This is a genomic window from Acidovorax sp. LjRoot117, from assembly GCF_964252695.1.
Lineage (GTDB): Bacteria > Pseudomonadota > Gammaproteobacteria > Burkholderiales > Burkholderiaceae_C > Acidovorax.
The window spans coordinates 86,304-108,871 of sequence record NZ_CAXUPO020000012.1 but is presented as its reverse complement, the minus strand read 5'-3'; the positions used below and the strand labels follow the sequence as shown (position 1 = coordinate 108,871).

At 67.9% G+C, this 22,568-nt stretch carries 24 protein-coding genes; 15 read left to right on the top strand and 9 right to left on the bottom strand.

Features of this window, described 5'->3' with window-relative positions; genetic code table 11:
* Positions 1 to 42 precede the first annotated feature (42 nt).
* Both ACSQ3D_RS23140 and ACSQ3D_RS23135 read left to right on the top strand, forming a co-directional pair.
* Entirely contained in the window at positions 43 to 795 is a 753-nt protein-coding gene (locus ACSQ3D_RS23140; RefSeq protein ID WP_436128485.1) for a phosphatase PAP2 family protein, read from the top strand.
* A complete protein-coding gene (locus tag ACSQ3D_RS23135) occupies positions 782 to 1,369 on the top strand; it encodes a phosphatase PAP2 family protein (protein WP_436128484.1) in 588 nt (195 codons plus the stop codon). Before ACSQ3D_RS23140 ends, ACSQ3D_RS23135 begins: the two co-directional genes overlap by 14 nt.
* Here the strand turns inward: ACSQ3D_RS23135 and pyk are convergent.
* The 3 genes from pyk to ACSQ3D_RS23120 all read right to left on the bottom strand — a co-directional run bounded on the left by pyk (position 1,302) and on the right by ACSQ3D_RS23120 (position 5,054).
* The gene (pyk, locus tag ACSQ3D_RS23130; RefSeq protein WP_056411369.1) at positions 1,302 to 2,741 is read right to left on the bottom strand and encodes a pyruvate kinase; all 1,440 of its coding nucleotides are present in this window, start codon (positions 2,739 to 2,741) and stop codon (positions 1,302 to 1,304) included. The two genes, ACSQ3D_RS23135 and pyk, sit on opposite strands and share 68 nt — an antisense overlap.
* Before the next feature lie 106 nt (positions 2,742 to 2,847).
* Positions 2,848 to 3,654: a CPBP family intramembrane glutamic endopeptidase gene (locus ACSQ3D_RS23125; RefSeq protein ID WP_436128483.1), complete on the bottom strand. Its 807-nt coding sequence runs from the start codon at positions 3,652 to 3,654 to the stop codon at positions 2,848 to 2,850.
* Positions 3,651 to 5,054 (bottom strand): aminopeptidase P N-terminal domain-containing protein, encoded by a 1,404-nt coding sequence (locus ACSQ3D_RS23120; protein ID WP_436128482.1) that lies wholly within the window; start codon positions 5,052 to 5,054, stop codon positions 3,651 to 3,653. The genes ACSQ3D_RS23125 and ACSQ3D_RS23120 overlap by 4 nt, the downstream gene beginning before the upstream one ends.
* Positions 5,055 to 5,202: 148 nt before the next feature.
* Here ACSQ3D_RS23120 and ACSQ3D_RS23115 point away from each other — a divergent pair, with 148 nt between their 5' ends.
* The 5 genes from ACSQ3D_RS23115 to ACSQ3D_RS23095 all read left to right on the top strand — a co-directional run bounded on the left by ACSQ3D_RS23115 (position 5,203) and on the right by ACSQ3D_RS23095 (position 9,689).
* Positions 5,203 to 5,715 (top strand): hypothetical protein, encoded by a 513-nt coding sequence (locus tag ACSQ3D_RS23115; RefSeq protein ID WP_056411365.1) that lies wholly within the window; start codon positions 5,203 to 5,205, stop codon positions 5,713 to 5,715.
* Position 5,716: 1 nt separating this feature from the next.
* Positions 5,717 to 6,388 carry a PspA/IM30 family protein gene (locus ACSQ3D_RS23110; protein WP_056411363.1) on the top strand — a complete coding sequence of 224 codons (672 nt, stop codon included), beginning with the start codon at positions 5,717 to 5,719 and terminating at the stop codon, positions 6,386 to 6,388.
* On the top strand, positions 6,385 to 7,017 hold the full coding sequence (locus ACSQ3D_RS23105; RefSeq protein ID WP_056170875.1) for a YqiJ family protein: 633 nt from the start codon (positions 6,385 to 6,387) through the stop codon (positions 7,015 to 7,017). The genes ACSQ3D_RS23110 and ACSQ3D_RS23105 overlap by 4 nt, the downstream gene beginning before the upstream one ends.
* 53 nt (positions 7,018 to 7,070) lie before the next feature.
* The gene (locus ACSQ3D_RS23100) at positions 7,071 to 8,780 is read left to right on the top strand and encodes a flotillin family protein (protein ID WP_056170878.1); all 1,710 of its coding nucleotides are present in this window, start codon (positions 7,071 to 7,073) and stop codon (positions 8,778 to 8,780) included.
* 150 nt (positions 8,781 to 8,930) lie between these two features.
* Positions 8,931 to 9,689, top strand: a complete 759-nt coding sequence (locus tag ACSQ3D_RS23095) for a hypothetical protein (protein ID WP_436128481.1) — start codon at positions 8,931 to 8,933, stop codon at positions 9,687 to 9,689.
* Positions 9,690 to 9,708: 19 nt separating this feature from the next.
* Here the strand turns inward: ACSQ3D_RS23095 and ACSQ3D_RS23090 are convergent, their stop codons facing one another.
* Positions 9,709 to 10,470: a nucleotidyltransferase family protein gene (locus tag ACSQ3D_RS23090; RefSeq protein WP_436128513.1), complete on the bottom strand. Its 762-nt coding sequence runs from the start codon at positions 10,468 to 10,470 to the stop codon at positions 9,709 to 9,711.
* Between the two features lie 5 nt (positions 10,471 to 10,475).
* Positions 10,476 to 10,865 carry an S-adenosylmethionine decarboxylase family protein gene (locus ACSQ3D_RS23085; RefSeq protein ID WP_436128480.1) on the bottom strand — a complete coding sequence of 130 codons (390 nt, stop codon included), beginning with the start codon at positions 10,863 to 10,865 and terminating at the stop codon, positions 10,476 to 10,478.
* Positions 10,866 to 11,008: 143 nt separating this feature from the next.
* Here ACSQ3D_RS23085 and tkt point away from each other — a divergent pair, with 143 nt between their 5' ends.
* The 3 genes from tkt (at position 11,009) to ACSQ3D_RS23070 (ending at position 14,776) form a co-directional block, all read left to right on the top strand.
* Positions 11,009 to 13,093 carry a transketolase gene (tkt, locus tag ACSQ3D_RS23080; protein ID WP_436128479.1) on the top strand — a complete coding sequence of 695 codons (2,085 nt, stop codon included), beginning with the start codon at positions 11,009 to 11,011 and terminating at the stop codon, positions 13,091 to 13,093.
* 93 nt (positions 13,094 to 13,186) lie between these two features.
* Entirely contained in the window at positions 13,187 to 14,185 is a 999-nt protein-coding gene (gap, locus tag ACSQ3D_RS23075) for a type I glyceraldehyde-3-phosphate dehydrogenase (RefSeq protein ID WP_436128478.1), read from the top strand.
* Positions 14,186 to 14,338: 153 nt separating this feature from the next.
* Entirely contained in the window at positions 14,339 to 14,776 is a 438-nt protein-coding gene (locus ACSQ3D_RS23070) for a hypothetical protein (protein WP_436128477.1), read from the top strand.
* Here ACSQ3D_RS23070 and ACSQ3D_RS23065 read toward each other — a convergent pair.
* Entirely contained in the window at positions 14,748 to 15,935 is a 1,188-nt protein-coding gene (locus ACSQ3D_RS23065) for a mechanosensitive ion channel family protein (protein WP_436128476.1), read from the bottom strand. The genes ACSQ3D_RS23070 and ACSQ3D_RS23065 overlap by 29 nt on opposite strands.
* A gap of 678 nt (positions 15,936 to 16,613) precedes the next feature.
* On the opposite strand from ACSQ3D_RS23065, the gene ACSQ3D_RS23060 reads away from it, so the two are divergent.
* Positions 16,614 to 16,991, top strand: a complete 378-nt coding sequence (locus ACSQ3D_RS23060; RefSeq protein WP_056411349.1) for a DUF4398 domain-containing protein — start codon at positions 16,614 to 16,616, stop codon at positions 16,989 to 16,991.
* A gap of 70 nt (positions 16,992 to 17,061) precedes the next feature.
* Complete coding sequence (locus ACSQ3D_RS23055) at positions 17,062 to 17,982, top strand: OmpA family protein (protein ID WP_436128475.1); 921 nt, start codon at positions 17,062 to 17,064, stop codon at positions 17,980 to 17,982.
* A gap of 69 nt (positions 17,983 to 18,051) precedes the next feature.
* On the opposite strand, the gene ACSQ3D_RS23050 is transcribed toward ACSQ3D_RS23055, so the two are convergent.
* Together ACSQ3D_RS23050 and ACSQ3D_RS23045 are read right to left on the bottom strand one after the other, a co-directional pair.
* Positions 18,052 to 19,071: an aldo/keto reductase gene (locus tag ACSQ3D_RS23050; RefSeq protein WP_436128474.1), complete on the bottom strand. Its 1,020-nt coding sequence runs from the start codon at positions 19,069 to 19,071 to the stop codon at positions 18,052 to 18,054.
* A 28-nt stretch (positions 19,072 to 19,099) separates the two neighbouring features.
* Positions 19,100 to 19,702, bottom strand: a complete 603-nt coding sequence (locus ACSQ3D_RS23045; RefSeq protein WP_436128473.1) for a YdeI/OmpD-associated family protein — start codon at positions 19,700 to 19,702, stop codon at positions 19,100 to 19,102.
* Positions 19,703 to 19,853: 151 nt separating this feature from the next.
* Between ACSQ3D_RS23045 and ACSQ3D_RS23040 the strand changes: the two genes are divergently transcribed.
* Entirely contained in the window at positions 19,854 to 20,288 is a 435-nt protein-coding gene (locus ACSQ3D_RS23040; protein ID WP_056411341.1) for a hypothetical protein, read from the top strand.
* Here ACSQ3D_RS23040 and ACSQ3D_RS23035 read toward each other — a convergent pair whose 3' ends face one another.
* Positions 20,289 to 21,314 carry an N-acetyltransferase family protein gene (locus tag ACSQ3D_RS23035; protein ID WP_436128472.1) on the bottom strand — a complete coding sequence of 342 codons (1,026 nt, stop codon included), beginning with the start codon at positions 21,312 to 21,314 and terminating at the stop codon, positions 20,289 to 20,291.
* A gap of 156 nt (positions 21,315 to 21,470) precedes the next feature.
* On the opposite strand from ACSQ3D_RS23035, the gene ACSQ3D_RS23030 reads away from it, so the two are divergent.
* Both ACSQ3D_RS23030 and map read left to right on the top strand, forming a co-directional pair.
* On the top strand, positions 21,471 to 21,725 hold the full coding sequence (locus tag ACSQ3D_RS23030; RefSeq protein WP_056411337.1) for a ParD-like family protein: 255 nt from the start codon (positions 21,471 to 21,473) through the stop codon (positions 21,723 to 21,725).
* Entirely contained in the window at positions 21,725 to 22,516 is a 792-nt protein-coding gene (map, locus tag ACSQ3D_RS23025; protein WP_056411336.1) for a type I methionyl aminopeptidase, read from the top strand. The genes ACSQ3D_RS23030 and map overlap by 1 nt, the downstream gene beginning before the upstream one ends.
* Positions 22,517 to 22,568 lie beyond the last annotated feature (52 nt).

The window sequence follows — 22,568 nt, the reverse complement described above, 5'->3', positions numbered from 1 at the left end:
CCATTAAGACGACGTTAAGTGCGGCGCCCTATCGTGCCGGCCATGCTCTCCAGACCGGCTCCTTCACCTGCGACACCCCCGCGCCCGCACCACCATCTCTTGTTCTGGACCCTCGCCGCGCTGGCAGGCGTGGTGGCCTGGGATGCAGGCGGGCGCGACCTGGCCTGGGCCCAGGCCTTCGGCTCGTCGGCGGGTTTTCCGATGCGGGACCATTGGTTCTTCGTCCAGGTGCTCCATGAAGACGCACGCCGCCTGGGATGGCTGCTGGTGCTCTTGCTGGCCCTGAGCGTGTGGTGGCCCAAGGGCATCCTGCGGCGCATCGACGCCAGGGAGCGGCTGCAGATGGCCGTGAGTGCCCTGTTGGCACTGGCGCTGATCAGCATCGTCAAGAACCTGAGCGCCACCAGTTGCCCCTGGGATCTGGCGCAGTTCGGCGGCGTGGCCCGCCACGTCTCCCACTGGGCGCTCGGAGTGCTCGACGGTGGCAGCGGACGCTGTTTTCCCGCAGGCCACGCGTCCGCGGGTTTTGCATTCCTGGGCGGCTACTTCGCGCTGCGCCACAAGGCACCCGCGGTCGCACGCTGGTGGCTGGCGGGTTCGCTGCTGGCGGGGTTCGTGCTGGGCGCGGCGCAGCAGGTGCGCGGCGCGCATTTCATGAGCCACACGCTGTGGACGGGCTGGTTGTGCTGGACCACCGGCTGGCTGTGCGACCTGGCGGCCGCTGCGTTGCGCCCCCGTTTCCCGTCCTTTGCGTGCAGCACGCCCCCCGAAGAGGCGCCCCATGCTTCCGCTTGACCTGGCCCTGTTCCACGCGGTCAATGCAGACGCGTCGACCTGGCCTGCGGTGGTCACCGCCGCGCGGTGGGCGTCCCAGGAGCTGCCCATCGCCATGGGGGGAGTGCTGGCTGGCGGCCTTGTGGTCGGCAGCCCTGCCCAGCGGCGTGACCTGGTGCTGGCGCTGCTCTCGATGGCACTGGCCTGGGTGGGCGTGCAGCTGCTCAGGCACGCCATCGCGGCGCCGCGACCCGCCCAGCTGGGGATAGGGGTGCAGTGGATCGAGCATGCGGCGCGCGCCGGGTTTCCCAGCATGCACACGGCCGCGGCCTGTGCCCTGGCGGCCAGCTTGCAGGCCTCGCGCCCCGCACGCTGGCTCGCCGCACTGTGCTGGGTGGCAGCGCTGGCCATCGCGTGGAGCCGCGTGTGCCTGGGCGTGCACTTTCCGTTCGACGTGCTCGCGGGCATGCTCACCGGCGCACTCAGCGCAGGGGCCGTGCACGCGCTGCGTGCAGCCCCGCGGCCTGCTAACCGGCCACGCAGATTTTCAGCATATTGGTCCCGCCAGGAGCGCCCATCGGCTCGCCACAGGTGATCGCGTACACATCGCCCTTTTGCACGATGTTGCGGTTCTTCAGGTGGCGCTCGGCCTGCTCCAGCGCGGTGTCGCGGTCTGCGCTCGTGTCCATGAGCAGCGGGCGCACGTTGCGGTACATGGCCATCTTGCGCTGCGTGGCCACCTTGGGCGTCAGTGCGTAGATCGGGATGTCGATGCTGTGGCGGCTCATCCACAGTGCCGTGGCACCGCTGTCGGTCATGGCCACGATGGCCTTGGCGCCCAGGTGGTGCGCGGTGAACAGCGCACCCATGGCGATGGACTGGTCGATCCGGCCAAAGGTCTGGCCCGTGAAGTCGGCATCGAGCTGGTGGTCTTCGGCCGCTTCGGCGGCGGCGCAGATGGTGGCCATTTCTTCCACGGTCTCGAGCGGGTAACGGCCGGCAGCCGTTTCGGCGCTCAGCATCACGGCGTCGGTGCCGTCCAGCACCGCATTGGCCACGTCGCTCACCTCGGCGCGCGTGGGCACGGGGTTGGTGATCATGCTCTCCATCATCTGCGTGGCGGTGATCACGACCTTGTCCAGCTCGCGCGCCATGCGGATCATCTTCTTTTGCAGCGCCGGCACGGCCGCGTTGCCCACTTCCACGGCCAGGTCGCCGCGGGCCACCATGATGCCGTCGCTCACGCGCAGGATGGACTCCAGGTGCGGGATGGCCTCGGCACGCTCGATCTTGGCGATCAGGCCCGGCTTGTGGCGGTACTCGGACGCGGCCACGTTGCACAGCTGGCGCGCCATCTCCATGTCGGTCGCGTTCTTCGGAAAGCTCACGGCCACGTAGTCGGCCTGAAAGCTCATCGCCGTGCGGATGTCCTCCATGTCCTTGGCCGTGAGGGCCGGCGCCGTGAGGCCCCCGCCCTTCTTGTTGATGCCCTTGTTGTTGGACAGCTCGCCGCCCACCTTCACGGTGGTGTGGACTTCTTCGCCGCGCACCGCATCCACCGTGAGGACGATGAGGCCGTCGTTGAGCAGCAGCAGGTCACCCGCCTTCACATCGCGCGGCAGCTCCTTGTAGTCGAGGCCCACGCCTTCGATGTCGCCCGGCTCGGTGCGCGATGCATCGAGCACGAACTTGGCGCCGTGCTCGAGCTGCACCTTGCCCTCGGCGAACTTGCCCACGCGGATCTTGGGGCCCTGCAGGTCGGCCATGATGGCGACCTCGCGGCCGGCGCGCTGGGCGGCGGCGCGCACCGTGGCGGCGCGGTCGATGTGGTCCTGCGCCTTGCCGTGGCTGAAGTTCAGCCGCACCACGTTCACGCCCGCGCGGATCATGGCCTCCAGCAGTGCCGGGTCGCTCGATGCGGGGCCCAGGGTGGCAACAATCTTGGTGGCGCGGCGGGTACTGGGCATGGGCTTGTCTCTTTCTTGGTGTGGCGGATGTAATCGAATTTCAATTCTCACACGAAGCGGTTACAGGCCGGTTACCTCTCGGCAACCCCCGCCGGGCCGTGCGGAGTTACAGCAGCGGGTGCGAGAGCAGATGGGCCAGCACGTGCGCGATGACCGCAGCCTCCAGGCCTCGGCGCGCAAAGAGCCAGCCCGCCACCAGCCCGAACGCCGTGTTGCCGACCAGCACGAAGGCGATGACCGGCACGGTCAGCGCCCCCGCCATGGCCTGCGCTGCGGGCAGGTGGCCCATGGCAAACAGCAGTGCGCTGACAACCACCGCAACACCCACCACGCCGGCGCCCGGCCGGCCCTGTCCGCGCTGCGCCAGGCGCCAGCCCAGCCACAGCAGCAGCGTCATCACGCCCCAGCGCACCAGCAGCTCTTCGGTCACACCGCCGTACAGCAGCTTGACCACCAGGGGCATCGCGCTGCCCGGGTCCGACGGTTTGAGCGCTTCCGGCGCCAGCCGCGACAGCGCCCAGAGCCAGGCGGCGCCGGCCACACCGCCCAGCACGCCCGGCAGCCACTGCGCGCGCAGCACCGGGCCCACGGATTGCCCGGCCAGCCATGCCGATACCGCCGGTGCCTTGAGCCCGACACGCGGCGCCAGCCACACGCCCACGCCCACGGCCAACGCCAGCAGCACCGCGGTCTGCAGCCCGCTGAGCAGCACGATGGCCCACAGCGGCAGCGGAAACATCGCCGCGTTGGCGGCCAGGGGCGGCAGCAGCGCCCACACCACGGCCACTACGCCGGGTAGGCCCAGCAGCCACAGGGCCCCGGCCAGCCGCCACCTGGAGGCTTTCGAAGACGGCTCCGGCGGCCCCGCCGGCACGTCGTCGCGCGCGGTACTGCCGAGCGGTTGCGGGTTCACGCGCTGTCGCGCATCAGCGCTTCGATCTCGTCGGCCTTCACGGGCACGCCGCGGGTGATCAGCTCGCAGCCCGCGTCATTGACGATCGCATCGTCCTCGATGCGGATGCCGATGTTGTGGAACTGCGCGGGCACCCCGTCGGCCGGGCGCACGTAGATGCCGGGCTCGATGGTGAGCACCATGCCCGGGCGCAGCACGCGGCTCGGGCGATTGGTGATGGTCTCGCCGGACAGCGGGTCCCTGCGCTCACTCACCTGGCCCACCTCGCCGGGCTCCACGTAGCTGCCGCAGTCGTGCACGTCCATGCCCAGCCAGTGGCCGGTGCGGTGCATGTAGAACTGGAAGTACGCACGCGTGTCGATCACGTCCTGCGCACTGCCCACCTTGTTGCGGTCCAGCAGGCCCAGGTCCAGCATGCCCTGCGCCAGCACGGACACGGTGGCGTCGTGCGGGTCGTTGAAGCGTGCGCCCGCCTTGGTGGCCGCCACGGCCGCGTCCTGGCTGGCCAGCACCAGGTCGTACAGCGCGCGCTGCGGCCCGGTGAAGCGGCCATTGGCCGGGAAAGTGCGGGTGATGTCGCTGGCGTAGCCGTCGAGCTCGCAGCCCGCGTCGATGAGCACCAGCTCGCCGTCGCGCACCGGGGCGGCATCAGCGCGGTAGTGCAGCACGCAGGCGTTGGCCCCGGCCGCCACGATGGAGCTGTACGCCGGGTACTGCGAGCCCTCGTCGCGGAACGCGTGCAGCAGCTCGGCATCCAGGTGGTATTCGCGCACGTCCTGCCCGGCACGCAGCATGCGGGCCGAGCGCTGCATCGCGCGGATGTGCGCCCGGGCACTGATGTCACTGGCGCGGCGCATGATGTCCTGCTCGTGCGCATCCTTGATGAGCCGCATCTCGTCGAGCAGCGTGCACACATCGTTCTGCTCGGCCGGGCACAGCGCGCCGTAGCGCACCCGCGCCCGCACCGCGTTCAGCCAGCCTTCCACCCGCGCCGCCAGGCCGGCGTGCGTGGCAAAGGGGTACCACACGCAACTGCGGTTTTCCAGAAGCCGGGGCAGCTTGGCATCGAGCTCGGCAATGGAATGCGCCGCATCCACGCCCAGTGCACCGGGTGCCGCCGCAGGGCCCAGCCGGTAGCCGTCCCAGATCTCACGCTCCAGGTCCTTGGGTTGGCAAAACAGCGTGCTGCGGCCATCCGCCGCCACCACGAGGCAGGCGCCGGGCTCGATGAAACCGGTCAGGTAATAAAAGTAGCTGTCGTGCCGGAACAGGAAGTCCGTGTCCCGGTTGCGCGGCCGCTCGGGCGCCGTGGGGATGATGGCGATGCCCCCGGCGCCCAACTGGGCAGCAAGGCGCGCGCGGCGCTGGGCGTAGATGGAATGCGAGGACGTTGAGCTCATCCGCTATTTTTATCGCGAAACCATGGCCGGACGCGGGGCAGTGACATCCGCCCATCCAACAATTCCAAAAATCCGTCCGCACCTCCTGCCTGTTGACAAACGAATTCAAATGAATACCATCGCATTCAATACTGCCTGAGGTCCACACATGTCCGCCACGCCCACCACCACCATGGAGCCCCTCTCCGCCCGGATACCGAGCGACCTTTACCTGTGGCTGGCCCAACTGCAGGTCGAGGGCGCCACCACCAACAGCGACAAGCTGCGCGTGCTGCTGGGCCAGCTCAAGCGCCACCACGACGGTGCGCTGGACTATGTCGCCGCCCATGCCTGGGCGCGGGATATCACGGGGCGGCTGCGCGAGTCGCTGGTCCGCACCGAAGGCCAGACGGGGCGGCATTCCGATGTGCTCAACGCCATGCTGGACCATGTCACCACCTGCCTGGCGATCATCGTGAGCAACGCCCCGGCCTCCGAGCAGGAAGCCGCCCGGCTGGAAGACCTGCTGGTGCGCCGGGGGTTCGCGCTCAGTGAGATGCTGCTGCGCCAGGCGACCACGAGCCAGGCCAGCGCCTACGATCCAGCCGTCGTGCAGCGGCATGCGGCTGCGACACTGGAGCTGGCCCACACCATTCACCCCCCTGTTTCAAAAGGAGCTTGAGATGGCAGATTCCCTGAAGACCCGCGTTGGACGCGTGATCACCGGCAGCGTCCACGCACTGGTGGACCACCTGGAGAACCAGGCCCCCGTGGCCGTGATGGAGCAGTCGCTGCGCGAGGCCGATGCCGTCATCGGCGATGTCCGCCACGAGCTGGGCCTGGCCAGCGCCAACCGGCACCTGGCCCAGCAGCAACACGCCAATCTCAATGGCCAGCACGGCAAGCTCGGCGAGCAGATCGAGCAGGCCCTGGCCGCCGGCCGCGAGGATCTGGCGCGCGCTGCGGTGGCTCGGCAGCTCGACATCGAGGCGCAGATCCCCGTGCTGGAGACCACGCTGGCAGAACTTGCGCGGCAGGAGAGCGAGCTCACCGGCTACGTGGCCGCGCTGCTGGCCAAGCAGCGCGAGATGATGGAAGCGCTCGAAGCGTTCCGCAAGAGCCGCGCCAGCGCCGTGCCATCCGCGGCTGCACAGCCCGGCGGTGCCAACCCGGCGCAGCGCATGGACGCCGTGGCTGGCGCGTTCGACCGCGTCTACGCCCGCCAGACCGGCCTGTCGGGCACGGACCGCAGCAACACGCTGGACCAGGCGGCCAAGCTCAAGGAGCTCGATGACCTGGTGCGCGACAACAAGATCGCCGAGCGCATGGCACAGCTGAGGGCCGTCAAGCCGTGATCGTCGGCCTGTTCACCGCCCCGGAGACCTGGCCCTTCGGCGTGGCGTTTGCGCTCATCGTCGGCATTGCGCTGATTGAGGGCCTGGGCATGCTGATCTCGCTGAGCCCCAGCAACTGGATCGACGACCTGCTGCCCGACGTGCATGGAGAAAGCGGCCTGGACCGGGTGCTGGGCTGGCTGCACCTGGGCAAGGTGCCTTCGCTGGTGCTGATGGTGCTGTTCCTTGCGGGCTACGCCGTGTTCGGCTACAGCCTGCAGAAGGTCGCGCACGGCCTGCTGGGGTTTTACCTGCCGGTGTGGGTCGCAGGCCTTGCGGCCGTGGCCCCGGGCATGGCCACGGTGCGCAGCCTGGGCGCGCTCATCGCCCACATCATCCCGCGCGACGAGACCTCGGCCGTGAGCGAGATGTCGCTCATCGGCCGCCCTGGCGTCGTCTCCGCGGGTGCGGCGCGCCGCGGCCTGGCCGCGCAGGCCCGCGTGCGCGACACGCATGGCCGCACCCACTACCTGATGGTGGAGCCCGATGTGGATGACGAGGTCTTCGACGAAGGCGCGCAGATCCTCATCGTGCGCAAGGTGGGCGCGTTCTACCGCTGCATCGCCAACCCGCATCCGGCGCTGATGTAGACCCGCCGATACACCCAAATCCAACAGACATCCAAAGAGGGAGAACCTAGAAAATGACCAACCTGATCGAAATGGGCACCATCGCAGGCATTGCCTTGCTGGCCCTGCTGACCATCGGCATCGTTTTTTCGCGCCTGTACAAGCGCTCCACCAAAGAGACGGCCTTCGTGCGCACGGGCCTGGGCGGCCAGAAGGTCATCATGGACGGCGGCGCCATCCTGCTGCCGGTGTTTCACGAGCGCGTGCTGGTGAACATGAACACCCTGAAGCTCGAAGTGGTGCGCCGCGCCAAGGAAAGCCTGATCACCAAGGACCGCATGCGCGTGGACGTGACCGCCGCCTTCTTCGTGCGTGTCAAGCAGACCGAAGAGGCCGTGAGCATCGCCGCCCAGACGCTGGGCGCCCGCACCATGAGCCCCGAGGAGCTCAAGGCGCTGGTGGAAGACAAGTTCGTCGACTCGCTGCGCGCCACCGCCGCCACCATGACCATCCAGGAGCTGCAGGACAAGCGCCGCGACTTCGTGCAGGCCGTGCAGAACGCCGTGGCCGAAGACCTGGAGAAGAACGGCCTGGAGCTTGAATCCGTCTCGCTGACCAGCCTGGACCAGACCGAAAAGCAGTTCTTCAACCCCAACAACGCCTTCGACGCCGAGGGCCTGACGCGCCTGACCGAGCAGACCGAGGCGCGCCGCAAGCAGCGCAACGACGTGGAGCAGGACACCGAGGTGCAGGTGCGTACCAAGGACCTGGAAGCCACGCGCCAGAAGCTCACCATCGAGAAGGACCAGGAGTTCGCCTCGCTGTCGCAAAAACGCGAGATCGAAAACTCCCGCGCCGAGCAGGCCGCACTCATCGCCACGCAACAGGCCGAGCGCAACCGCGAGGCCGAGGCCGCCAAGATCGAAGCCGAGCGCCAGGTGAGCCAAAAGCGCATCGAGGCCGAGCGCGAGATCAAGGCCGCCGAGATCGAGAAGAACCTGGTCATCCAGACGCGCGAGATCGAACTGGAGCGCCACACCGAGACCAAGCGCGCCGAGCAGCGCAAGCAGGTGGAAATCGCCCGCCAGGACACACAGATCGCCATTGCCACCAAGTCGCGCGAACAGTCGGACGCGGACGCCGCCGCCAACCTGGCCCGCGCCGAGGCCGTGAAAGCCGAAGAAGCCGTGAACACCGCGCGCCAGGTGGCCGTGGCCGAGCGTGACAAGAGCATCCAGCTGATCGAGGCGTCGAAAGATGCCGAGCAGAACGCCATTTCCGTTCGCGTGTCCGCGTCGGCCGAAAAGGAAGCGGCGATGGACCGCGCCGAAGCGATCACCATCGAGGCCCGCGCGCGCCAGGCGGCGGCCCTGGCCGAGGCCGAAGGCAAGCGCGCGCTGAACGAAGCGCTCAACACCTTGTCTGCAGCGCAGGTGGACCTGCAGGTGCGCAGCCTGCTGCTGCAGCAACTGCCGCAGATCATCGAGCAGGCCGTGCGCCCCATGGAGAAGATCGACTCGATCCGCATCGTTCAGGTGGGCGGCATGCCCGGCAGCCAAGGCGGCCAGGGCCCAGCGGCAGGCGGCAATGGCGCGCAGGGCACCTTCCCTGAGCAGGTCATGAACTCGGCCCTGCAGTACCAGATCGCCAAGCCCATCGTCGATGCGGTGATGAAGGACGCGGGCTTGTCCAACGAAGGCATCACCGGCATGGCGCAGAGCCTGGCAGGCATGCTGGGCGGACAGCCGACGGCCGAGCGCGCTGCCGCCCGGCCCGCAGAGTAAGCGGCAAGGTCAGAAGCCGCGGACGCTGCCCGCCGCCGACCGAGCAGGCCGGGCGGCCCGCGGCTCATGGCAGACTCGACGCCTCACGATGCGCCGCCGCCCCGGGCGATGGTCTCGAAGGCGCCCTGCTCTGCCACTTTCCCTGCAACCATGCTCAACCTGCTCAATGCCCTGCTGCACCTCATCGTGGCCGTCCTGCTGCCGCTGCTCGGCCTGCTGCTGACGAGTGCGCTGCTGATCTATGCGATGTATGTGCGCTGGGTCGACATCCCGAACAAGTGGCTGCTCACCCGCCGGGGCCTGGTGATCGCCTGCGCGGTGGCGGCAGCCTGCAACCTGCTGCTGATAGCACAGCTCTTCCTGTCGCACAGCGCCAAGCAGGCGCGGCAGGATGGCGCGGTGGTGCGTGCGAGCCGGGAGAAGTTCGTGCTGCCGCAGGACTTTCAGTATGGCGAACTGCTGATCCCTGCGGGCAGCCTCATCAACCGCAACGACCCGTTCGACAAGGGCGCACCGGGCCGTCCTTTGGCGCTCTACGGGCTGGAGGCCGTGCGGTTCGCGGAACCGGTGCAGGTGGCCTCGGTCTGGGCCAGCGCGCTGCAGGTGGTGCCGATGCGCGTGGAGCTGGCCCAGGACCAGCAGATCGGGCCGCTGTACCGGTACGACAACGCGAGCCAGGCATGGGTGCCCCACAAGCTGATTCCGGCCATGGCGTGCAAGAAGGGCCAACTGGCCCTGTTCCAGGTGCCGCACATCCCCTACGACGTGCAGGCGGAGGTGGGCAAGCCCGCGCCCGACGGCCCGGATGCGCGCTTCATTCCCAGCCAGTGGCTGTTTCGCGGGTGTGAAAATGGCCCTGCCATTGCGGTGCAGCCTGCCTACTCCGGCCCCGCCACGGCCACGCAGTGACCGCGCCTGCGCCGCCGCGTCAGCGGTTGAGCTCTGCCAGCCGCTCGGGCGTGCCCACGTCCGTCCAGCGGCCGGGGTAGATCTCTGCGCTGACACGGCCCTGGTCCATGGCGCGGCGCAGCAGCGGGGCCAGCGGCGCCTGAATGCCCTGCGGGTTGCCGGCCGGAATGTCGCACCAAGGCAGCGCGAACAGCTCTGCGCGCAGCAGGGCGATGGTGCTGTAGGTGTAGCGGGGCGCAGGATCGCCGGGTGCGAGGTTCAGCGCCAGCCCCTCTGGCGACAAGCCGAAGTCGCCCCGCGGATTGTGCGCCGGGTTAGGCACCAGCCACAGGTGCGCCAGGCGGTCGCTGGCGGCAAAAGCCTGCACTGCGCCGCTGTCGAACACGAAGTCGGGCGCAAAGACATCGCCCGCCGCCAGCCAGAACACCGGCCCCAGCTGGGGCAGCGCGCGGGCGATGCCGCCGGCGGTTTCAAGCGCACCACCGAAGTCCACACCCTCGTGGGAGTATGAAATTGATAGCGGCTTGCGCCCGTCCAGCAAGCGGTGGAGGCCAAAAACATCCGTAAACCGCTCGCTGATCTGCGACCCGAGCCAGGCGGTGTTGATGACGGCCCGCTGCACGCCCGCATCCTGCAACGCCTGCAGATGCCACTCCAGCAGCGGCAGCCCTTGCACCGCGAGCAGCGGCTTGGGGGTGCTGTCGGTCAGCGGGCGCATGCGCTCGCCGCGGCCGGCGGCCAGCAGCAGCGCGGGGACCTGGGAAGGGACGGCCGGGTTCATCGCGCTCATGCCGCCAGCTCCGGCACGGCGCCCCGTTGCAGCGCGTGGCGCTGCACCGAAGACGGCTCGAACAACGCCAGCAGCGCATCCATCAGCGCCCGCGCCTTGTCCGAATGGTCGGCGCCGAAATTGCACACGTAGACATCGAGCGTGACGGCGCGCTGCTCGGGCCAGGTGTGCACGCACAGGTGCGACTCAGCTAGCAAAATCGTAGCTGTCACCCCGCCCGGGCCGTGCGCTGTGGCCGGGAATTCATGAAACACCTGGCCCACGGGCTGCAGCCCGGCGTGGCGCACGGCGTCGGCGCAGGCCTGGCCCAGCGCGGCGGCGTCCAGCAGCCACACGGGGGCACAGCGGCAGTCCCGGAGATCGGCGGTGAGGTGCAGTCCTTGCATGGCCCGCACTGTAGTGCATCGCAGCGCCGGCGCTGCTTCGCCAAGGGTTCGGCCCTGCCGGTTCGGGCGCGGGAAAGCAGGGCCGGTAAAATGCCGGGTTTCCCCCTGAAATCCCACCCCTCCCACCCGAACCCGCACACCCCATGGCCCATACCCCGCAGCAATCCCAACAGATGGCAAATGCAATCCGCGCATTGGCCATGGACGCAGTTCAACAAGCCAACTCCGGCCACCCCGGCGCCCCCATGGGCATGGCCGACATGGCAGCGGCACTGTGGGGCCGCCACCTCAAGCACAACCCCGCCAACCCCCAGTGGTTCGACCGCGACCGCTTCGTGCTCTCCAACGGCCACGGTTCCATGCTGCTGTACGCGCTGCTGCACCTCACCGGCTACGACCTGCCGATCGAAGAACTCAAGAACTTCCGCCAGCTGCACAGCAAGACCCCCGGCCACCCCGAAGTGGGCTACACCGCCGGCGTCGAGACCACCACCGGCCCGCTGGGCCAGGGCATCACCAACGCCGTGGGCTTTGCGCTGGCTGAAAAGCTGCTGGCCAGCGAGTTCAACCGCGAAGGCCACGCGGTGGTGGACCACAACACCTACGTCTTCCTGGGCGACGGCTGCCTGATGGAAGGTATCAGCCACGAGGCCGTGTCCCTGGCCGGCGCCTGGAAGCTCAACAAGCTGATCGCCCTGTACGACGACAACGGCATCAGCATCGACGGCCAGGTCGCCCCCTGGTTTGCCGACAACACCCCCCTGCGCTTTGTGGCCAGCGGCTGGAACGTGATCGGCCCCATCGACGGCCACGACGCCGACAAGGTGGCCGCCGCGATTGCCGAGGCCAAGAAGCAGACAGAGCGCCCCACCCTCATCGTGTGCAAGACGCACATCGGCAAGGGCAGCCCCAACCGCGCCAACACCGCCAAGGCCCACGGCGAGCCGCTGGGCGCCGAGGAAATCAAGCTCACGCGCGAAGCCCTGGGCTGGAGCAGCGAGCCCTTCGTGGTGCCTGAAGACGTGTACGCCGACTGGGACGGCAAGGCCAACGGCCAGAACGTCGAAGCCGCCTGGAACGAGCGCTTTGCCGCCTACACCGCGGCCTTCCCCGAGCTGTCGGCAGAACTGACGCGCCGCATGGAAGGCAACCTGCCCGCCAACTTCGCGCAAGTGGCCGTGGACACCGTGGTCGCTGCCCACACCAAGGGCGAAACCGTGGCCAGCCGCAAGGCGAGCCAGCTGGCGCTGGAAGCCTTCACCGCGGCCCTGCCCGAGCTGCTGGGCGGCAGCGCCGACCTGACCGGCTCCAACCTCACCAACACCAAGAGCACCCCCAACCTGCGCTTTGACATGCAGGGCAACGTGGTGCAGACCGAAGTCGAAGGCGGCCAGAAGATCGGTGGCCGCCACATCAACTACGGCGTGCGCGAATTCGGCATGGCCGCGATCATGAACGGCATCGCGCTGCACGGCGGCTTCATCCCCTACGGCGGCACGTTCCTGACCTTCAGCGACTACAGCCGCAACGCCATCCGCATGGCCGCGCTGATGAAGCAGCGCGTGATCCACGTGTTCACGCACGACTCCATCGGCCTGGGCGAAGACGGCCCCACCCACCAGTCCATCGAACACGCCGCCAGCCTGCGCCTGATCCCCAACCTGGATGTGTGGCGCCCCGGTGACACGGCCGAAACCGCCGTGGCCTGGAGCGTGGCCCTGTCCAACCGCAACAAGCCCACCGCCCTGCTGCTGTCGCGCCAGAACCTGCCCTACGCCCCCAAGCGCGACCTGGGCGACATCAGCCGCGGCGCGTATGTGCTGTCCGAACCCGCCGACGTGGGCCTGAACAAGAAGGCCGTGGCCGTGATCATCGCCACCGGCTCCGAAGTGCAACTGGCCCTGAAGGCCCAGCGCCTGCTGGCCGACAAGAAAGTGGCTGTGCGCGTGGTCTCCATGCCCAGCACGACCACGTTCGACCGCGAAGATGCCAAGTACAAGAGCAGCGTGCTGCCCGCCGGCGTGCCCCGCGTGGCCGTGGAAATGGGCGTGACCGACGGCTGGTGGAAGTACGGCTGCGCCGCTGTCGTCGGCATCGACACCTATGGCGAATCGGCTCCCGCGCCCGTGCTGTTCAAGCACTTCGGCTTTACCGAAGAGAACGTCGCCGACGCGGTGCTGGTTGCCGTCGGCGCCGCACGGCTCAAGCCCGCCAAGAATGCACGCTGACCCGTCCAGCCCGCTGCGCGCCCTGCCGCCGGGGGGCGCGTTGCGGCAGATTCCTGATTTTTCGACTTTGCAACCTTGGAGAGATGACAAGCTATGACGATCAAGATTGGTATCAACGGCTTCGGCCGCATCGGCCGCAACGTGCTGCGCTCCGCCGTCCAGAACTTCAGCGACATCGAAGTCGTGGGCATCAACGACCTGCTGGAGCCTGACTACCTGGCGTACATGCTGCAGTACGACTCGGTGCACGGCCGCTTTCAGGGCACCGTGTCGGTCGAGGGCAATACCCTGATCGTCAACGGCAAGAAGATCCGCCTGACGCAAGAGCGCGACCCTGCCAACCTCAAGTGGAACGAAGTCGGCGCCGATGTGGTGATCGAATCCACCGGCCTGTTCCTGGACAAGGTCACCGCGCAAAAGCACATCGATGCCGGCGCCAAGAAGGTCATCCTGTCGGCCCCGTCCAAGGACGACACGCCGATGTTCGTGTTCGGCGTGAACCACGACACCTACGCCGGCCAGGCCATCGTGTCCAACGCCTCGTGCACCACCAACTGCCTGGCCCCCGTGGCCAAGGTGCTCAACGACAAGTGGGGCATCAAGCGCGGCCTGATGACCACGGTGCACGCCGCCACCGCCACGCAAAAGACCGTGGACGGCCCGTCCAACAAGGACTGGCGCGGCGGCCGCGGGATCCTGGAGAACATCATCCCTTCGAGCACCGGCGCTGCCAAGGCCGTGGGCGTGGTGATCCCTGCCCTGAACAAGAAGCTGACCGGCATGTCCTTCCGCGTGCCCACCTCCGACGTGTCGGTGGTGGACCTGACCGTGGAGCTGGACAAGGCCGCCACGTACGATGAGATCAAGGCCGAGATGAAGGCCCAGTCCGAAGGCGCGCTCAAGGGCGTGCTGGGCTACACCGAAGACAAGGTGGTGGCCACCGACTTCCGCGGCGACACCCGCACGTCGATCTTCGACGCGGATGCCGGCATTGCGCTCGATGGCACCTTCGTGAAGATCGTGTCCTGGTACGACAACGAATGGGGCTACTCGAACAAGTGCCTGGAGATGGTGCGCGTCGTCGCCAAGTGATGGCAAACGGACACAGCCGGTTGAGAAAGAAGCGCTAAGTCTGCAACTACCCGTTCAGGCCGGCTATCCGCAAGGGTCGCCGGCCTTTTTTTGGAACCCTGCAGCTGCTCGTGCCCCGTAATGAATGACCCAACACCGAAGCTGCCAGGATGGGTGAAGGGCCTTGTTCTCGCGTGCCTGATCCTGCCGCCGACTGCCCTGCTGGGCCTGTGGATGCTGTTCGAAGTCAGCGACGTCAGGCCAGGATGGCCGCTGTACTACGTCGGCGTGCCTGAAAGCGTCCGCGATGCCACGCCCACCTTTGCAGAATGCCGCCCCGCGCGCTTTCACTGGAAGGGGCGCGATGGCGAAGGCGTGCCGTATGTCGCCATGGACTACGGCAGCTACATGGACCCCGATGTCGCGTTGCTAAAGCACGCTGCCGCCATGGCGCCACTGGCTTGCAGTGGAGACCCGGCCCAGGTTGCGGGCGCCGGGTCTCACTTTCGCCACATGCGCTGCGAGCACCCCGATGTGTGGAGCGCCGATATCAGCGTGGAAGCACACGGCCCCTGTCGCGAGGTCAGGATCGGTTTTGTGTTGAACGACTGAGGACCTCGCCGGCCCCTCCCGGCTCCACATGCTCTACCTGTTCCGCCTGCCGCGCTTCTGCCGCCACGCTCGCGGCAGCCGCAGGCCGGTCTCGCGCAATGTGGACCGTGCTCGTCGGAAACGCAAACGCCACCCCCATGGCCTTGAACTCCCGCATCAGCGCCAGGTTGATGGACTGCTGCAGGTCCATGTACAGGTTGAACGCCGGGTCCTGCACGATGTAGACCACTTCGTATTGCAGAGAACTCTCGCCGAACGACTTGAAGTGCACGCGGTCCAGCCGCAGCTCAGGGTGCGCCTCGATGAGCCTGCGCACCACGCCGGGGATCGCCTCGGCCTGCTCGGGCGTGGTCGCGTACGACACGCCGAACTGGAAGACGATGCGCCGCTTCTCCAGCATGCGGTAGTTGCTGATGGTCTGCTTGAGCAGGTCGGTGTTGGACATCACGATCTGCTCGCCCTGCAGGCTGCGGATGCGCGTGGTCTTGAGGCCGATGACCTGCACCGTGCCCGACACATTGCCCACCACGATGAAGTCGCCCACCTCGAAGGGCTTGTCCACCGCGATGGCCAGCGATGCGAACAAGTCGCCCAGGATGTTCTGCACCGCCAGCGCCACCGCAATGCCGCCCACACCCAGGCTGGCGATGAAGGCAGTGATGTTGACCCCCAGGTTGGACAGGATGGCCAGCGCCACCACGCTCCACAGCAGCGTGCGCAGGCCCCAGGACAGCAGCGTGGCCGACGCGCTGACCTGCGTCATGCCGCTGGAGCTGTGCCGCTGCACGTAGCGGCCCACACCCAAGCCAATGGCGCGCATGCCCCACAGGCCCAGCTGCAGCGCCACCGCTACGAACCACAGCTGGCTCAGCCGCGTTTCCCAGCGCAGGGGCAGGTCCAGAAAGTTGGCCCCCACCAGCAGTGCGACCAGCAACACCAGAAGCCGGCTGGTGCCGGCGAGCACATCGGCCACCGTGTGCGCGGTGGCGCTACCTGAGCGGCTGGCCCAGCTGCGGGCACGCCGCGTGAGCAGGTGCAGCACCACCATGATCGCAAAGTAGGTGGTGACGGCTGCGGCCAGTGCCAGCAGCAGGCTCCACAACGGAATGCCGATGACGGTGGTCTCGCGGACCCAGGTCATGAAGGGGAAATCTTGCATGCTCAACGCTGCTCCTTGCATTGGATCGGCACAGGGCCCGCGCTGCACGCGCTGCAAGCGCTGCAAGCGCTGCAAGCGCTGCACCTGGCCGATGTTCACGAAAAGCGAAGAGCGCCCGCAACTGCCAGCACCACCACCAGACACCGCACACGGCGCCATCGCAGGCTGGCTCAGCCGACCTACAGGCATGGTCCAGCAAGAAAGCCCGGCCGAGACGTCAGGTGCTGGCGTGCAGAACAAGCCCGTTTGACAAACAGTGTCAACGGTCTTTCGAGCCCACTGGCACGGCTTTCAGCATGGTCCGCGCACGATTGGGCGCGGCACATCGCTGGCCGCCCGCAGCACACCTTCGCTACCAAGTGACTAGCGTGCCATGTTGATGCCCGTCAAGCCGTAGGACTCAGCCGCGCACTCCTGCGCCACCCATCAACGCAAAGCCGCAAATGCAAATGTGAATGTGAATGTGAATGCAGCAGCGCATGCAATTGCAAGAGTTCGTAAGACTTCGCCCACAGGAATACAGAGGCAGTACCTACGCCCCCTCCACGGCCCGCCGCCAACAATGCAGGCACACCAGGGCCACCCCTGGTCTCCGGTGCCAGCACCGCACAACGTGCCCTCGCGGCACAGCCGCTGGCCACCGTCACTACACCACTTCCAGCAGGAGTTCACTACACCATGCACTCGACCGCACTCATCCGAACCACCGCTGCAGCCCTTGCGCTGGGCGCCCTGGCGGCATGCTCTTCCACCCCCGCCCCCACCGAGCAGATGGCCGTGACCCGCACCACGGTCAACCGTGTCGCGGCAGCGCCCACCGTGGCCGCCAATGCACCGGTCGACCTGCAGCGTGCGCAGGAAAAGCTCATCCAGGCCGAGAAGTCCATGACCCAGGGCGACTACAAGAACGCCCGCCGCCTGGCAGCCGAAGCAGAAGTCGATGCCCGCGTGGCCGAGACCCGTGCCGATGCGGCCCGCAACGCGACCAACCTGGCCCAGGTGCAGGACAGCATCCGTGCGCTGCAGGAAGAAATCAACCGCCGGTCTCCCCGCTGAGCGCCGTCGCACGCCTTGCGCCGCGCCTCGCCACTGACCGCCTGAACGACATTTGAAGGGACATCCCACCATGCGCCAATTGATCCACCGTACCACCGCCCTGTGCTCCAGCCTGATCGCCGTGGGCCTGCTCGCCGCCTGCGCCAGCACCGCACCCCTGCCCGCCCTGGAGCAAGCCCGCTCTGCCGTCACCGCCGCTGCGGGCGACCCCGCCGTGAACCAGTACGCCGCCGTGGAGCTCAAGCAAGCCACCGAAGCCCTGGCCCGCGCCGACCGTGAATGGGCCGACGACCACGACGAATCGGAAACCAACCACCTGGCCTACATCGCCCGCCAGCGTGCCGAGATCGCGACCAACACCGCCCGCGCACGCCAGCTCGATGCCAACATCCAGCAAGCCGGCAGCGAGGCCGACCGCATCCGCCTGCAGGCCCGCACCCAGGAGGCCGACCAGGCCCGCCTGCGCGCCCAGCAGGCCCAGGCCCAGGCCATGAGCGCCGAGCAACGCGCCGCCCAGCAGCAGGCCAATGCCACCGCCGCCATGGCCCAGGCCAATGCCGCCCAGGACCGCGTGCGCGCGCTGGAAGCCCAGCTGCGCGACATGGAAGCGCAGCAGACCGAACGCGGTCTGCTGGTCACGCTGGGCGACGTGCTGTTCGCCTTCAACAAGGCCGAGCTCTCACCCCAGGCCGCACCGCGCCTGGAAAAGCTGGCCAACTTCTTGAAGCAGTTCCCGGACCGCAAGCTGCTGATCGAGGGCTACACCGACAGCGTGGGCTCCGACAGCTACAACCAGGACCTGTCCGACCGTCGCGCCCAGGCCGTGCGCGACGCTCTGGTGGTGCGCGGCGTGGACACCAGCCGCATCACGGCCCGCGGCTACGGCAAGGCCCACCCCGTGGCCGACAACGCATCGCCGGAGGGCCGCGCGATGAATCGTCGCGTGGAGATCGTGATTGCGGATGACAAGGGGAATCTGCGCGGACGTTGAGGTTTTCAACAACCCAAAGGCAAGGGCCCGGAGCAGTGATGCTCCGGGCCCTTGTCTTTTCAGCACCCGCTACGCCGCGCGGCTTTCGAATGTCTCGGTATCCACCTCACCCGCACTCTGCGCGCTGTACCGCGGGCCCACCACCGTGCGCTCATTGATCAGCGCATCGAGCCGTGCGATCACCGCCGCATCCAGCTGCACGCCGGCCGCGCCCACATCGTCCAGCAGGTGCTCCACGCTCGTCGTTCCGGGGATGGGGATGATTTGCTCGCCCCGGTGCAGCAACCACGCCAGCGCCAGTTGCGCGGGGGTGCAGCCCACCTCGCGCGCGATGGCCTGGTAGCCGGTCAGCAGTTGCAGGTTGGCAGCATAGGCATCGGGTGCAAAACGCGGCATGGCGCGGCGGATGTCCTTGGCGTCCAGCGTGCTCACGTCCGTGAGTTCGCCGCAGAGGAAACCCCGCGCCACGGGGCTGAAGGCGACGAAGGCGGTGCCCAGCTCGCGGCAGGCGTCGAGCACGGCGATCTCGGGGTTGCGGGTCCACAGCGAATACTCGGTCTGCACCGCCGCGATGGGGTGCACCGCGTGCGCGCGGCGCAGGGTGGCGGCAGACACTTCGGACAGGCCGATGCTGCGGATCTTGCCCGCGCGCACCAGGTCTGCCAAGGCACCCACGCTGTCTTCGATGGGCACCTTCTTGTCCCAGCGGTGCAGGTAGTACAGGTCGATCACGTCGGTCTGCAGGCGGCGCAGGCTGTCTTCGCAGGTCTGGCGCAGCGTGGCGGGGCGGCCGTCGATCACGCGCACCAGCTTGCCGTCGCCGGCCACATCCACGCCCTGCATGCCGCATTTGCTCGCCAGGGTGAAGCGGCTGCGGTGGCTCTTCATCACGCGGCCCACCAGTGTTTCGTTGGCGCCGAAGCCATACAGCGTGGCGGTGTCGAACAGCGTCACGCCGGCATCGAGCGCGGCCAGCAGCACGCGCTCGCCCTGCTCGGCCGACACCGGCGCGCCGTAGGCGTGCGAGAGGTTCATGCAGCCCAGCCCGATGGCCGAGACGGAGAAAGGTCCAAGGTTTCTTTGTTGCATGGCGCAAGCTTACGACAAGCAGGCGCCCTCAAGCCTTGGCAGCCAATGCCGCGGCCCGCCCCGTCCACAGGTCGATCCGTTCGCCCGCTTGCGAAGCGGCCAGCAATTGCGCAAACCGCGAATCGCGGGTTTCGGCACGCTTGGCCGATGTCACCCAGTGCAGCATCGATTTGCGATATCCCGCCGGTGCGGCCTCGAAGAACTGCCAGGCCTTCTTGTGGCGTTGGAACTCGCGCAACTGCGGCGCGGGCAGCTCGGCGGCTGCGGCCTGCTCGTGCGAGTAGATGGCGGACTTGTCGGACTTGCGGTGGCTGAAGGCCGCCAGGCCCGCGGGCGTCATGCGGCCAACCGCCTGCAACTGCTCCATCTTGGCGATGTTCACCGCGCTCCAGATGGACGATGGCTTGCGTGGCGTGAAGCGGATGGAATAGCTGTGCTCGTCGATGCGCCGGCGCACGCCGTCGATCCAGCCAAAGCACAGCGCCTCGTCCACCGATTCGGACCATGTCATGCAGGGGCGGCCCGAGCCGACCTTGTGAAAGCCCACCAGCAGCTCGGTGGACTGCGCGGCGTGCTGCTGCAGCCATCGGCGGAAGGCGGCGGGCGTGGCGAAGAAAGTGGGGGCTGGCATGGCGGGCCATTGTTGCCAACATCTGCGCGCCTGTACAGGCGGGCAGCACGCAGGCCGCACCCCTGCGCGCCCGCCAGAGATACATTACGCAAGGCCGTTCGCGGCCCCATCGCCCCGCCGCAGCGAGCCCGCCCTGCCCAGGAGAAGTGCCATGCCCTCCGCGATCTACCCCGCGCTGTTCTTCACCGTGGCCATGCTGGTCAACACGGGCTACTTCCTGCTGGGGGGCCTGCCGCTTTTGATACTGCGGCACGACGAGCCGCTGGACGCCCGGTTCGTGCGCGGCTTCTTCAACGTGTACTACCAGGCGGCTTTCTGGGTGGCACTGGGCGCTGCGGTCAGCTATGCGCTGTGGGGCCGGTGGGCGTTTGCAGTGGGTGCCGCCGTGCTGGCTGCCACGGCCACGCTCTTGCGCCGGCGTCTGCTGCCGGTGATGCTGCATCTGGGCAGCCGGATCGAAGCGGGCCATGCGGGGGCGGTGCAGCAGTTCCGCCGCATCCATGCCACGGCGCTGCTGCTCAACCTGGTGCAGCTGGTGGTGGCGGTGTGGGGGCTCATCGTGCTGTCGAGGGACCTGTCGAACTGACTAACGCGCAGGCGCGTCGGGGCTCCGCGGCTCGTGCGTGCGGTCCAGGAGCAGGGGCTTGCGGAACACGCAGTTGCGCTGCTCGACGATGAATCCGCAGTCTTCATAGATGCCCCGGGCACCATGGGCGTTGGTGCTGTCCACGCCCAGCCCGGACTCGTGCATGCCCGCGCCGGCCTGCGCCCGCAGGCTGCGCGAGATCAGCGCACGCGCCAGGCCCCGGCGGCGCCAGCGCTCGTCCACGCTGATGAACTCCGTCCAGCCGCGCTGGCGTGCGTTGCCCGCATTCCACGTGGTGTCGATGTACGCGCGCACCTGGCCCGCCACTTCGTTCGTGGCCACATCCCAGGCCACCTGCCACAGGTGCGGCTGAAAGACGGGGCTGTCCAGCCAGCGTTCGTAGTCATCGTCGTCCGGCGGCGCGACACCCCAGTGCGACCGGAACGCACGGTGGTGCGCCTCGCGGATGGCGCGGTAGTGGTCGGGCTGCACCGCGCGCACTTCCACGCCGGCAGGCAGCGCGAAGTCGGCGATGTCGTTCAACGTGGGGCGCACCATGGTGAAGAAATAGCGCTCGGGCCGGTAGCCGGATTTTTCCAGCAGCGCCGCGCGCGCGCTTTCGCCTTGGGTGACGAAGGCGTGGTGCGCATGCGGGCCGGGGTGGCCCCGGGCCGCGGCCATGGCGCGCTGCCGCGCCTCCAGCCACGCATGCAGTTGCGTGCCGATGCCGCGCCGGCGCCACGGCGGTGCGACCACGGCGAACTGCCCGTACAGCTGCAGCCCGTCGACCTGCTCCCAGTGCCAGGCGCGCACATAGCCGGCGATGTTGTCTCCCGCCTGCGCGATCCACACGTCGTGCTGCGGCACGCACGCGGTGAATGCGGCGTAGTCGCGCGCCACGTCGTCCACGGTGCGGAAGAACCGGGTCTCATCGAGCGCAAAGCTGGCGTTGGCGCAGGCGACCATGGCCGGAAAATCCGACGGCCCGGCGAAGGGGCGAAAGGTCACGGGAGGCGATGAACCCATGGGTGGCTGGTCCTGGTGTTGCGGTGGCGTGCGTGGGCCGCAGAGGCAGCGGCACGGCGGACCGCCCATTGTGGTCAACCCATGCTGTGCGTCATCTTAAGACGTCGCTACACGTTTTATATATAATTCGTATACGTTTTATGTAGAGACCAATCCATGGGTATCGTCAAAATTTCCGACCAGATGCACGAGAACCTGCGGGTCGCAGGCACGGCACTGAGCCGCTCCATCAACGCGCAGGCCGAGCACTGGATGCGGGTGGGCATGCTGACCGAGATGCACCCCGAGCTCGACCACCGCGAGATCTGCCAGCTGCTGGTGCGGGCCGAAATGGCGGGCGGCCTGGACATCGCCATGGCGGTGGACGGCCTGCCGGACAAACCCCGCGCCGTGGGCAACGGGAAGCACTGATGGCGCGCAGCGTCCCCATCAAGTCGGCAGACGAACTGGCCCTGTCGCGCCGCGCCGCGCAACTGGCCGCCGAGGTGCTGCACAGGATCGAGCCCCACGTGGTGCCCGGCGTGAGCACCGAAGAACTGGACCGCATCTGCCACGATCACATCGTGAACGTACAGGGCGCGGTGCCGGCCAACGTGGGTTACCTGGGGTACCCCAAGACCATCCTCACCTCGGTCAACCAGGTGGTCTGCCACGGCATTCCGTCGCACGACAAGATCCTGAAGAAGGGCGACATCGTCAACATCGATGTGGCCGTGATCAAGGACGGCTGGTACGGCGACACCAGCCGCATGTACTTCGTCGGTGCGCCCAGCACGCTCGCCCGGCGCCTGGTGGAAACGACGTACGAAGCCCTGTGCGCAGGCATCCGGCAGGTGCGGCCCGGGGCCACGCTGGGCGACGTCGGTCACGCGATCCAGACGGTGGCGCAGCGCGAGCGCTTCAGCGTGGTGCGCGAGTACTGCGGCCACGGCATCGGGCAGATTTATCACGACGTACCGAACGTGTTGCACTACGGCCAGCGCGGCACCGGCCTCACGCTGGAGGCCGGCATGGTCTTCACCATCGAGCCCATGCTCAACGCCGGCGGGCGCGAAACCAAGGAGCTGGCCGACGGCTGGACCGTGGTGACCAAGGACCGCTCGCTGTCCGCCCAGTGGGAGCACATGGTGGCGGTGACGCCCGACGGGTACGAAGTGCTCACGGCCTGGCCAGGCGGCACGGGCAGCTACGCGCCGATCTGAACCATCTGATCGACGGCGCGCCTTGCGTCCAGGCGCTGCGCAGGTGGCGTAC